At 38.4% G+C, this 12,357-nt stretch carries 10 protein-coding genes; 3 read left to right on the top strand and 7 right to left on the bottom strand.

Annotated elements, in window-relative coordinates; translation table 11 throughout:
• Positions 1-109: 109 nt before the first annotated feature.
• Positions 110-853, bottom strand: a complete 744-nt coding sequence (locus DES39_RS01920; protein WP_121144078.1) for an alpha/beta fold hydrolase — start codon at positions 851-853, stop codon at positions 110-112.
• 251 nt (positions 854-1,104) lie between these two features.
• Here DES39_RS01920 and DES39_RS01915 point away from each other — a divergent pair, with 251 nt between their 5' ends.
• Positions 1,105-3,039, top strand: coding sequence for an exoribonuclease II (locus DES39_RS01915; RefSeq protein WP_121144077.1), 1,935 nt, complete (start codon positions 1,105-1,107; stop codon positions 3,037-3,039).
• 109 nt (positions 3,040-3,148) lie between these two features.
• On the opposite strand, the gene DES39_RS01910 is transcribed toward DES39_RS01915, so the two are convergent.
• The 6 genes from DES39_RS01910 to pnuC all read right to left on the bottom strand — a co-directional run bounded on the left by DES39_RS01910 (position 3,149) and on the right by pnuC (position 9,983).
• On the bottom strand, positions 3,149-3,538 hold the full coding sequence (locus tag DES39_RS01910; protein ID WP_121144076.1) for a ClpXP protease specificity-enhancing factor: 390 nt from the start codon (positions 3,536-3,538) through the stop codon (positions 3,149-3,151).
• A 3-nt stretch (positions 3,539-3,541) separates the two neighbouring features.
• A complete protein-coding gene (locus DES39_RS01905; RefSeq protein ID WP_121144075.1) occupies positions 3,542-4,174 on the bottom strand; it encodes a glutathione binding-like protein in 633 nt (210 codons plus the stop codon).
• Between the two features lie 237 nt (positions 4,175-4,411).
• Positions 4,412-5,713: a phosphopyruvate hydratase gene (gene eno / locus DES39_RS01900; RefSeq protein ID WP_121144074.1), complete on the bottom strand. Its 1,302-nt coding sequence runs from the start codon at positions 5,711-5,713 to the stop codon at positions 4,412-4,414.
• A gap of 48 nt (positions 5,714-5,761) precedes the next feature.
• On the bottom strand, positions 5,762-7,390 hold the full coding sequence (gene pyrG, locus DES39_RS01895) for a glutamine hydrolyzing CTP synthase (protein ID WP_121144073.1): 1,629 nt from the start codon (positions 7,388-7,390) through the stop codon (positions 5,762-5,764).
• A 162-nt stretch (positions 7,391-7,552) separates the two neighbouring features.
• On the bottom strand, positions 7,553-9,178 hold the full coding sequence (locus tag DES39_RS01890) for a DUF2813 domain-containing protein (protein ID WP_121144072.1): 1,626 nt from the start codon (positions 9,176-9,178) through the stop codon (positions 7,553-7,555).
• Positions 9,179-9,257: 79 nt separating this feature from the next.
• Positions 9,258-9,983, bottom strand: coding sequence for a nicotinamide riboside transporter PnuC (gene pnuC, locus DES39_RS01885; protein ID WP_121144752.1), 726 nt, complete (start codon positions 9,981-9,983; stop codon positions 9,258-9,260).
• 303 nt (positions 9,984-10,286) lie between these two features.
• Between pnuC and DES39_RS01880 the strand changes: the two genes are divergently transcribed.
• Positions 10,287-11,114 carry an MBL fold metallo-hydrolase gene (locus tag DES39_RS01880; RefSeq protein WP_121144071.1) on the top strand — a complete coding sequence of 276 codons (828 nt, stop codon included), beginning with the start codon at positions 10,287-10,289 and terminating at the stop codon, positions 11,112-11,114.
• 13 nt (positions 11,115-11,127) lie between these two features.
• Positions 11,128-12,351, top strand: coding sequence for an MFS transporter (locus tag DES39_RS01875; protein WP_121144070.1), 1,224 nt, complete (start codon positions 11,128-11,130; stop codon positions 12,349-12,351).
• Positions 12,352-12,357 lie beyond the last annotated feature (6 nt).

Raw genomic sequence — 12,357 nt, 5'->3', positions numbered from 1 at the left:
CTAACAATGGACTGATACCTCATCATTAATCTGATGCACTCATTATGCAATAAAAAAAGCGAGCCAAAACTCGCTTACTTTAAATCACACATCGTCAAAATAATAGTGACTATTTTATCCAGCTATTAATTAAGGCAATGACGTCTTGTGGTTTTGCCATATGCACATTATGCCCTGCGCCCACAACAGTCTCAATTGAGGCATACGGAAACTGCATTAAAATATCACTATAATACTCGTCGATAATATAATCAGATGAACCACCGCGAATAAACAGCACGGGTTGATTATAACGAGCGATTTCAGACCAACCGCGAATATCAGCATAATGCCGCGAAATCGCCCTAAAATTAAATAACCACTTATCGGCTTTATACGATTTTAATAAAAATTGAATGGTGTGCTCTGGCAAATATTCGCTCATAATATTATGCATGTTCGAGCGTCCGCTCACCGGAGCATTAAAGCACGCGTCAAGCGCTTGAAAAACTTTATTGTGCGAATCTGATGCGTAACTCACTGGCGCAATATCCAAAATCACAACCTGAGCAATTAAGTCAGCAATATACTGCGTTAACGTCATCGCCACTTTACCGCCCATCGAGTGGCCGATTAAAATAATATGGTCTAACGCTAATTCATTAATCAGAGCAAGGACATCGGTTGCCATCAGCTGATAATTCATCTCATCCGACCACGGCGATAAACCATGATTACGTAAATCAATTTGAATAATTTGATAATCATTAGCATACTCGCGTGCTAATACCCCTAAATTATCCAAATTACCAAATAAGCCATGAATAAAAATAATTGGTTGGCCAGTGCCATTAATTTTGTAATTTAGTTTCATTGTGTTATAAAATTTAGCAAAGATTAATTAGTTTGTATTTTACTGTGAATAGTCAGTCAAGACTAGATGAGTTTAGGGTTAAACTAGGCTAATCACGGTCACATGCTATTTACAATAACATATAGATACTGAATAGGACAGTGATGGGATAACATCGGTGATATTGTTTGATCGAAATTAGTAAAAAATTAGCATGACAACGCTAAACTCTGATAAAATTGCGGACATTATCCTCTATACATTCGACCATTATGTTACAAGACAATCCATTATTAGCACAACTGAAGCAACAACTGCACACCCAAGCACCTCGTGCAGAAGGTATCGTAAAAGCGCATGAAAAAGGCTATGGTTTTTTAGAAACGGATAATAAAAAAAGCTATTTTATTCCAGCTAATAAAATGAAAAATGTCATGGATGGCGATAAAGTATCTGGCATTGTCATTGAAAATGGCGACAAAACGGCCTTTGAACCTGAAACCCTACTCGAGCCAAGTTTAAACACCTTTCTCGGTCAAATTACCTTCGCCAATAAAGCGCTAGAAATCATTCCGCAAAATATGAGTAAAATGACCATAAAGTGTAAAACCAGCCCAAGTGTCACCCAACAACTTAAAGCCGGAGACTGGGTAAAAGCCAAAATAACTAGCCATGCACTAGAAAATAAACAAGGCTTTAGCGCAGAAATTACGCAATTTGTCACCGAAGACAATACGCCAGACTATCTATGGTTAATGGCACTGGCTAAATATGATTTAGCCGCTACACCACTTGCTGATATACAGTGGCAATTAACTGAGCACCCGGTACTAACACGTTTTGATCTCACGCAGCAACCGTTTTTTACCATTGATGGCGCAAGCACCGAAGATATGGATGATGCGCTGTCGATCTCACAAGATGCACAAGGTAACTATCATCTACTCATTGCCATCGCCGATCCGAGTGCCTATATTGCCGAAAATAGCGATATTGATGCACTTGCTTATCAGCGCGCTTTTTCAACGTATTTACCTAGTTTTACCGTGCCTATGCTACCCGTTTCCTTAGCCAATGAGCGCTGTTCGCTTAAAGCAGATGAAAAGCGCCCAGCGATTGTTTGTCATGTGACTATCGAGCAAGATGGTAATATCATCTATGATACCGCTGAATTTCATTTAGCGTGGATCATCTCTAAAGCCAAACTCACTTATGATAATGTCAGCGATTTCATTGCTAACAATCATGCTCTATCAACCGATGTTACCGGCATCGCTGAACAATTAGTTTTACTCTCGCAGCTTGCTAAAGTAAGAACGAATTGGCGATATCAACATGCGTTACTATTTAAAGACAATAGCGAATATCGCTTTGTTTTTGATAATAATAGACAAGTAACCGATATTATTAAAGAAACTAAACTTAGTGCCCATAAGATGGTTGAAGAAGCGATGGTTATCGCCAATCAAGTACTAACCTATCGGCTGACACACCAATTAGGCTTTGGTATATTTAATGTCCATAGTGGTTTTGATCCAAAATATTTAGATTCCGCGATTAAATTATTAAGTGAAAACCAGATAGAAAATTTTGATAAAGAGCGCCTATCTTCGTTAGCGGGCTATAAAGATCTGCGCCGTTTGACCGAGAAAAATGAGCGATTAGACTATCGGTTACGTCGTTTTCAGGCGCCAGCAGACTTTGCCATTGAACCCTATCCACATTTTGGTTTGGGATTTGAGGCTTATGCAACTTGGACATCACCGATTCGTAAATACGGCGATTTATTAAACCACCGCCTACTTAAAGCGCTTATGGCACATGAATCGCATGCAAAACCGAATCCTGACATTTTATCGATTATGAATGAACGCCGTAAAGCAGGCAGACTAGCTGAGCGAGAATTGAACAATAAACTATATTGCCAATTTTTAAAAAATAAAGTTGGTCAGACATTTGCAGCACAAATTATTGATTTAAATCGTGGTGGAGCAAAAGTTCGCCTGACCGATATTGGCGCGGTCGCCTTCTTACCGGCAACACTGATTCATCCTGTTCGCGGTGAGTTAATCTTGTCACCTGAAAATGGTCATATCAAAATCAAAGACGAAGTGGCCTATCAGCTGCTCGATTTTATTGATGTGACAATTAATGAAGTCAAAGTCGAAAATACCAGCGTCATTGTGAAAATCGCAGCCGCAGAGTAGCACTTAAAAATCAGTATTCATTATAAAAAACGGTTGGCATACATAATGCCAACCGTGATAGGCAAGTGTAATCGTTAAGTATTATCTAACGGATAATCGGCAGAAGGTACTATTTAACGACTTTAAACGGATTACTTGGTTTCTTTGGCTCTTCTTTTGGACGGTTTTCGTATTGTGGCTCAGGTTCAAAACCTAGCCCTGCACCATTTTCACGCGCATAAATCACCTCGATTGCCGCCATCGGCACAACTAAGTGCTGTGGATTACCACCAAAGCGCGCATTAAATTCCAGCTGCGCGTGATTAATGGAATATTGACCAACAGATTGAGGAGCAATATTTAATACAATCTGATCATTTTGAATATACTCTTCCGGTACGATAACGCCATAAACGGTGGTGTTAACGACAATATAAGGCGTTAGATCATTATCCAAAATCCAGTCATACATCGCCCTAAATAAATAGGGACGACGAGCAGTCATTGCAGAAATATCCATCGATTAAGCTCTCATTTTCTTTTCATCATCCGTTAATGACTCAATAAATGCTGGACGCTCAAAAATTCGCGTCATATAGCTAAGGTAATGCTTTTGTGCAACTTTAGGTAGTGTGACGTCTAAAATCGGTAAACGCCATAATAGCGGCGCAAAATAGCAATCGGCTAAAGTAAAATCATCACTCATAAAAAACGGCTTTTCTTTAAACATGACTGAAATTGCCGTCAAATCATCTTGTAATAGCTTTCTGGCTTCTTTAGCCGCTTCTGATTTAGGCGCATCGATGATCGTATGATAAGCTTTGTACCATTCTTTACGCATACGGTACATCGTTAATCGAGAATTTGCCCGCACAATCGGATACACCGGCATTAATGGTGGGTGAGGAAAACGCTCATCAAGATACTCTAATGCAATATGTGCTTCATATAACGTTAAGTCGCGATCAATCAGCGTTGGAATTGAACCATAAGGGTTAAGATCTAATAACTCCTGGGGCAAATGTTTAGCATCAACAAACTCTATTTCCGCCGTCACTCCCTTTTCCGCTAAAACAAAACGAATCTGATGACCATAAATATCTGTCGTGTCACAAAACAAGGTCATTACAGAGCGTTTATTAACAGCAACTACCATGTTAACTCCAAAATTTATTGATAAAGTATTTATACCGAGTGGCTATATTTTAGCAAATTGACAATCAAATTTGTGAAAAAAAGTAATAATTCTTGCTATTTATTTCGTTTTTACGCGCTTGATAATATAAAAATCAATATAATCAATAGATTAATAAATCATATCTTGAATATAATAAAAAACCCGTCTGAATATTCAGGCGGGTTTTTTTGATAAAAGACAAATAATTAACTAAAATTATTGACCTTTAACTTCTTTTAAACCGTTAAATGGTGCTTTGCTACCTAATGCTTCTTCGATACGGATTAATTGGTTATATTTAGCAATACGATCAGAACGACTCATTGAACCCGTTTTGATTTGACCTGCAGCTAAACCAACCGCTAAATCAGCAATTGTAGAATCTTCTGATTCACCACTACGATGTGAAATTACCGCTGTATAACCAGCATCTTTAGCCATTTTAACCGCAGCAATAGATTCAGTTAATGTACCAATTTGGTTAACTTTAACAAGAATTGAGTTAGCAATGCCTTTATCAATACCTTCTTTAAAGATCTTAGTATTGGTTACAAATAGATCATCACCCACTAATTGGATTTTATGACCTAATGCTTTAGTTTGGTATGCCCAGCCATCCCAATCGCTTTCATCTAAACCATCTTCAATTGAAACGATTGGATAGTTTTCAGTTAAGCCTTCTAAATAGTGAGTAAATTCTTGAGAAGTAAACTCTTTACCCCCTTCGCCTTTTAACACATATTTGCCAGTTTCTTTGTTATAAAACTCAGATGCTGCACAGTCCATCGCTAAAGTAATGTCTTTACCTAATACATAACCCGCTTTTTCAACCGCTTCTTTAATACATGCTAATGCATCAGCATTCGATGCTAAGTTAGGGGCAAAACCACCTTCATCACCTACCGCAGTATTCATGCCTTTAGCATGTAGTACTTTCGCTAAGTTATGAAATACTTCAGATCCCATACGGATTGCTTCACGAACGCTTTTAGCACCGACTGGTTGAATCATAAACTCTTGTAAATCGATGTTATTATCAGCGTGCTCACCACCATTGATGATATTCATCATTGGTAAAGGCATTGAATATTTACCCGGAGTACCATTTAAATCTGCAATATGAGCAAATAATGGCACGCCTTTCGCTGCTGCTGACGCTTTAGCATTAGCTAAAGATACTGCTAAAATTGAGTTTGCACCTAAGTTTGATTTAAAATCAGTGCCATCTAAATCTAACATAATTTGGTCAATCGATGCTTGATCGAGTGCATCTTTACCAATTAGCGCATCAGCAATTGGGCCGTTTACATTAGCAACTGCTTTCAATACACCTTTACCTAAAAAGCGAGATTTATCACCATCACGAAGTTCTAACGCTTCACGAGATCCCGTTGATGCTCCAGATGGAACAATTGCAAGACCAACAAAACCGCCTTCTAAATGAACTTCGGCTTCAACTGTTGGGTTACCACGTGAATCGATAACTTCACGACCATGAACTTTAACGATCTTTGCCATGTTATTTTCCTCTATATGACATATTAAAAACAAAATTAAAATACTTAATTAGCGCTGTTGATACTCATTGGCAGCACGAATAAAACTACTAAATAGCGGATGACCATCTCGTGGCGTCGATGTAAACTCGGGGTGAAACTGACAAGCAACAAACCATGGATGATCCGGATTTTCAACAATTTCAACGAGTTTTCTATCCGTCGATAAGCCAGTGACTTTCAGCCCTGCTTTAACAATCGCAGGTAATAAATTGTTATTCACTTCATAACGGTGACGATGACGCTCAACGATCGAATCTTTATTGTACATGTTACGTACTAACGAGTTTGGTTCTAAATGACAAATTTGCGCACCAAGTCGCATTGTGCCACCTAAATCACTATTTTCATTACGCTGAACAATCTCGCCAGATTCATCACTCCACTCTGTAATGAGTGCAACAACAGGATTTGGGCAATCTTTGATAAATTCACTTGAGTTAGCATCTTTAATGCCAGCAACGTTACGAGCAAATTCGATCAATGCAACTTGTAAACCAAGGCAAATGCCTAAGTAAGGTACTTTATTTTCACGCGCATAACGTGCAGCGATAATTTTACCTTCCACACCGCGATAACCAAAGCCACCTGGGATTAAAATCCCATCAAGCCCTTTAAGCAGATCCGTGCCTTTTGATTCAAGATCTTCTGAATCAATATAACGAATATGGACGGTTAGACGATTTTTCAAACCACCGTGTTTTAAGGCTTCGTTGACTGATTTATACGCGTCAGGTAATTCAATATATTTACCCACCATACCAATAGTCACTTCACCAACAGGGTTAGCCTCTTCATAAATCACTTGCTCCCACTCAGATAAATTTGCCTCAGGGCAATCTAAATGAAAACGATTGCACACATAAGAGTCTAAACCTTGTGATTTTAATAAAGCAGGAATTTTATATATTGAATCTACATCTTTAAGTGAAATGACCGCTTTTTCGGGAACATTACAAAATAACGCAATTTTAGCGCGTTCATTCGCAGGAACCATGCGGTCTGAACGGCAAATTAAAATATCAGGCTGAATGCCGATCGATAATAATTCTTTTACTGAATGCTGTGTAGGCTTAGTTTTTACTTCACCTGATGACGGTAAATATGGTACAAGTGTTAAATGCATAAATAGTGTATGCTCACGGCCCACATTCACGGCAAGTTGTCGCAACGCTTCTAAAAATGGCAGCGACTCAATATCACCAACCGTGCCACCCACTTCAACGATAGCAACATCAAAGCCTTTAGCGCCTTCAATGACACGCTCTTTAATCGCATTAGTAATGTGAGGAATAACTTGAACGGTTGCCCCTAAATAATCACCTCGACGCTCTTTACGTAAAACGTCAGAATAAATTCGGCCGGTTGTGAAGTTATTTTTTCGCGTCATTTTAGTACGAATAAATCGTTCATAATGACCAAGATCAAGATCGGTTTCTGCACCATCTTCAGTAACAAAAACTTCACCGTGCTGAATTGGGCTCATTGTGCCGGGATCAACATTGATATAAGGATCTAACTTGAGCATCGTCACTTTAAGACCTCGAGCTTCAAGAATAGCAGCCAATGATGCCGCAGCGATCCCTTTACCTAGGGAAGAAACAACGCCGCCTGTTACAAAAATATAATTTGTGACCATTAAATTAATACCATTTACTTGATGAATATCATCTTTAAAACGCCTTATTTATCAACAAAATTTGACGAGAATAAAAACAATATTACTATTAATCAGACGGGATAGTAGTCTAGCAGAAACCGACCTATGCCACAATGAAATAATTCACTTTTCCTCGGTACTTTAATGCGAGGTTTTCGCTAATTTTACAACTAAACTAAACGTATCTTTGAATAAACTAGGAATGACACTAGCGCCACGTGTTTTTGCATCATCGCAGACCGCGATCGCTAAATCTGGTTTGGAACTTTTCTGTATGGCTTTTTGAATAATTCGATGTATAGGCAGATCAATATGCTCGCTCGTGCCATAACTCGCCATTTTATAGACATGACTAAACCCATTTTTAAATAAAAAATTTTCAATATCTCTTGCTGGTAGCACGGTTAAATAGTTATTAATATTCCCCTCTACCGGGCATAAAGAATTGACCGTGTCAGCATACTTCTTGCCAGCTGTGTCGCCATCAGTTAAAACATGCCACTGAATTCCCATTTTATTGGCATATTTAATGAGTGGCTTTAATCCGCACTGTGCGAACTCAATTAATTGCACTCCGTCAGAATTAAGATGAAATCCACTTTGCTCAGCGAGTTCACGTAATAACCAAACTTCAGTTTCACCTTCCACTAATAACCAACTGCGTGCAAAAATTGCCGATGCCCGGCGGTATAATACATGAAATAAAATGCGCCGACTATCACTCACACTTAGGCCATTTACACCAGTATGCCAAGCCACAATGCCAGATGGACTTCGAATCAAACGATAAATGTGTTCTAAAGAAAATAGTGAGACCAAATCGCTGGAATTGGTAGTAATAATTTTTTGGGTTGGGAAATGCTTTAATAAACGAAAACCGACAGCCAGAATAATCGGATGTAACTGGCCTTCAGGTTCTTCTAAAACCAAAATCGGCATCGTATGAGGTGATAAATGATCATTGCCTCTAGCCGTTAGCAGCGCGCTAAAAACCCCCATTAATATGATGCGAATATAATCATTATCTAATCGATCTAATTGATCATTAATGCGCTCTAAGCTGTTCCACTCCTCATGTGTCGGCGTAGGCTTTTTGGCAATATGCTTGTAGTGATAACGGCGATTGCGATCAACAAGGTAATATTCAAGCAAGGCTTTCGCTGCCACTAACCCATGTTCCAAATCAGCGGGTGAAAACTGCTGACTATGCGCCGCTAACTGAGTTGATAATTCATTAATATAGTAACTTGATAAGGGCGTATTAGTGAGGGGTAGCTCCTTATCATTGAGTGGATTTTTTAAACGCATCACCGGATTAAGCATAATGAGCAATTCAATCAGCGCTTTATCGTTATCAAGATTAAGCCGATGACCATTAGCATCAATAAAATAGTGTTCAGTAACCATTTGCTCGTTACGCCGACTCGCCTGAATTTGGTATCGAATAACCCATCGATCTAATGTTGCATCAAAGTAGGCGGCGGAATTGAGAGGCAGGTAGTGTTGCTGTTTTAATTCATTTGGATTACTTTCACAAAAGGTAAACCGCAGGCAAGCTGAATGAATCGCTGCGCCTTGCTCATCAAAAAAATCATCATTGGTAAATTGATAATATAAATGTGATTGAGACAATAATGTCAACGCACTGATTAAACTAGAGCGGCCCCAACGATTTTCACCAATCAGCACGCTGCTCTTATGATTAAGTTCAAGCTCTAAATGTTTAATGCCTTTAAAATTATCAATATCAATCCGAGTTAGATACATACATTACCCTTTTATGAATTGAATCTATCTGAAAGTATAGCAAGTCATCGCCGATTCGTATTGCCTCAATGCGCTTTGTTTATTTCAACCTACATGGCCGAGAACCATTTTCTTGTGCCGATATACGCCACATTCTGACCCCATTAATCGCAAGAAAGGTCAAAATGATGTATTCAATCGCCATAGCATATACGCCTTGCATGGTAAAAATCACCACCGAGATAACATTTACCCCAATCCATAAAATCCAGTTTTCAACATATTTTCGTGTCATTAAAATCTGTGCAACAATCGATAAGATCATCATCGTCGAATCCCAAAATGGATAAGCATCAGCATACAAATGCGGGATTTGTAGCTCAAGACCCAAACGATTTAAGCTCAGGACAGTAAAATCGGTTAAAGCGGCAAAGACAGCGTCAATATAAAGCGTTAATACGCTAATACCAATCATACAAACCATCAACCAAAGCAGTGTTTTTGGCAGCGACATCCAGCGCGTTTTGAGTGTCATCTCTTGCGTGTCTCTAGTCACGCGTGTCCAGGCATACCAACCATAGATATTGGCAGCAAAGAAGAAGATTTGTAACAATAAACTGGCATATAAATTAATTTGAAAAAAGATAATCGCAAATAAGCTGACATTTAATAAACCAAATACATAGTTAATCGTTTTTTCAATGCTGGCGAAATAAATACATAATAATCCACAAACTGTACCAATACATTCAATATATGACAGGTCATATCCCCCACTGCCAATTGGAATGTGGACAAAAATATTACTCGTACTCAGTAGCTCTATCATGTAATTTCCTTTTTAGCTAAAGCAGTGAAACATTGCTAATTGACGGTTTATTGATACCGATAAACTCCATAATTTATAGAAAAATAACCAATTTATCTACTAAAACATCATTTCAGCTAAAATATATTGTTTCGATTCTCATCCCGTTTTTTTGACGATATTCACGAAAAATAAAAAAACTGTTTTTAATTTGCTTAAACTTATATTATCCTCCACCTAAAATTGAAACGTTCCAATTTTTCATAAACATGTCACAAAAAGAAAGTATCATAAATTATTTGATAAGATAGGAGAGATAGTTTGAAGATTCAGTTTTTAGGTACAGCTGCATCAGAAGGGATTCCTAATCCATTTTGTAAATGTAAGATTTGTGAAGAAACCCGGATACAAAAAGGCAAAAATATCAGAACGCGCAGTGCACTTGTTATCGACGATGTGATGCAAATTGATCTTGCACCCGAATTTAGTTATCAAGTTATGCGTGAAAATATTGATGTCACGAAAATTAAAGACCTATTATTTACCCACACTCATCCCGATCATTTTAATGTCGGTGACCTGTTTAGTCGAATGGTCGATTATGGTTTTAATATTACCCACCCTCTTCATATTCATGGTAATGATATTGCGATTAATGGTTGTTTAGCTGTTTTACCTAATTACAGCCGTGAACGTTTTGTGTTTAATCTAGCAATCCCTTATCAAACATTTACAACATCAAGCGACTATCAAGTCACACCATTACTTGCTAACCATGCAAAATGGGAATTTTGCTATATCTACCTGATCGAAAAAGCAGGTAAAACCATGTTATATGGTCATGATTCAGGTTATTTTCCTGAACTGACTTGGCAATGGCTTAAAAATAGCGGTAAAAAAATTGATCTGGCGATCTTTGAATGTACTTACGGCTATAAACAAAATGATCGAACCAACAATCACATGAGTATTGAAACCGTGATTGCCGCGCAACAAAGAATGAGTGATGATGGTATTTTCCATGCAAAAACCCAGCTCATCACCTCACATCATTCACACAGTAGTGGTTTTATGCATGACGAATTAGTCGAAATATTTACACCTCATAAAATTGAAGTCGCTTACGACGGCTTAACCAAAACGCTTTGATAAGGAATATGCTATGTTTAAGTTACCTCGTCTGTTGGTGATGATGTTTTTACAATATTTTGTGCAAGGTGCATGGAATATGGTTATTGGTGCAGTGCTTGCTGCGTATGGTTTAAAAGAAATTGTCGGTTCAACCTATTCTGTCTTAGGCATTGCTACCATTATTTCCCCCCTTTTTATTGGCATGATTGCCGATCGCTTTATTGCATCACAAAAAGTGATGGGGGTTTTACATCTGTTAAACGCAGTTGTACTATTCTCACTACCTAACTTTATTCAAAGCGGTAATGATTCGGGCTTCTTAGCGATGATCTTTATTGTGGGCTTACTGTTTTACCCAACAACAGCACTGGCCAATAGTGTCAGTTTTAGACATATTGATGGCGTGAAATGGTTCCCAATTGTTCGTGTATTTGGCACCATTGGTTTCATGGCGGTTGGCTTTACGATGGGTTCGACCTTCCTTGATATCTCAAAATCAACCAACTCTTTCTTATTAGCTGCTGGCGCTTCAGTGGTTTATGGTTTATATTGCTTTACACTACCAAACACTCCACCGGCTGCGAAAAATAAAAAGATCTCGATTCGTGAAATCTTATGCTTAGATGCCTTATCACTCTTTAAAGATAAATACTTTTCGATTTTTATGTTTGCAACGTTCATTTTAATGATCGCTAAAACCGCCTACAGTGCTTACCTACCTGTTTACTTACCGGTACTCAATATCGAACCGGCATCAATGATGCAGATCGCAACAGCGACTGAAGTTATATTCATGGTCTGTTTAGCCTTCTTATTAGGCCACTTCGGCTTTAAGAAAGTGATTCTATTTGGTTCAATCAGTTGGATCATTCGTAGCTTAATGCTATCACAAGCTGCTGTATCAGAACACTATATGCTCTATATCGTTGGCGCGTTATTATTACAAGGTTTATGCTGGGATTTCTTCTTTACCGCCGGTGATATTTACGTTGATAAAAAAGCGAAACCCGAAATTAAAGCGCAAGCACAAGGATTACGTTTTATCGTATCTAACGGCTTTGGTGTATTCATGGCAGCTTCAGTGTGTGGCTTTATTAATAACCGCGTGGTTACTGAAAAAGCGATGCCGGCGGCCGCGACGCAATGGCAAGAGTTCTGGATCTACCCAGCAGTTGTTGCAGCCGTTGTCACAATCGGTTTTTGGATCTTCTTTAACGATAAAGATGTGCTAATTAAACCAAAAGAAAAAATCTAATCATCT

The organism is Orbus hercynius, from assembly GCF_003634275.1.
GTDB lineage: Bacteria > Pseudomonadota > Gammaproteobacteria > Enterobacterales > Orbaceae > Orbus > Orbus hercynius.
Note: the sequence above shows the minus strand (reverse complement) of the source record. Positions and strands in the feature narration are given on the sequence as shown.

Bases quoted from the DNA above. Each gene is read 5' to 3' on its own strand.
- DES39_RS01910 (WP_121144076.1), bottom strand. From the start codon at position 3,538: ATGGATATTTCTGCAATGACTGCTCGTCGTCCCTATTTATTTAGGGCG.
- pyrG (WP_121144073.1), bottom strand. From the start codon at position 7,390: ATGGTCACAAATTATATTTTTGTAACAGGCGGCGTTGTTTCTTCCCTA.
- DES39_RS01905 (WP_121144075.1), bottom strand. From the start codon at position 4,174: ATGGTAGTTGCTGTTAATAAACGCTCTGTAATGACCTTGTTTTGTGAC.
- DES39_RS01875 (WP_121144070.1), top strand. From the start codon at position 11,128: ATGTTTAAGTTACCTCGTCTGTTGGTGATGATGTTTTTACAATATTTT.
- eno (WP_121144074.1), bottom strand. From the start codon at position 5,713: ATGGCAAAGATCGTTAAAGTTCATGGTCGTGAAGTTATCGATTCACGT.
- DES39_RS01920 (WP_121144078.1), bottom strand. From the start codon at position 853: ATGAAACTAAATTACAAAATTAATGGCACTGGCCAACCAATTATTTTT.
- DES39_RS01890 (WP_121144072.1), bottom strand. From the start codon at position 9,178: ATGTATCTAACTCGGATTGATATTGATAATTTTAAAGGCATTAAACAT.
- DES39_RS01915 (WP_121144077.1), top strand. From the start codon at position 1,105: ATGTTACAAGACAATCCATTATTAGCACAACTGAAGCAACAACTGCAC.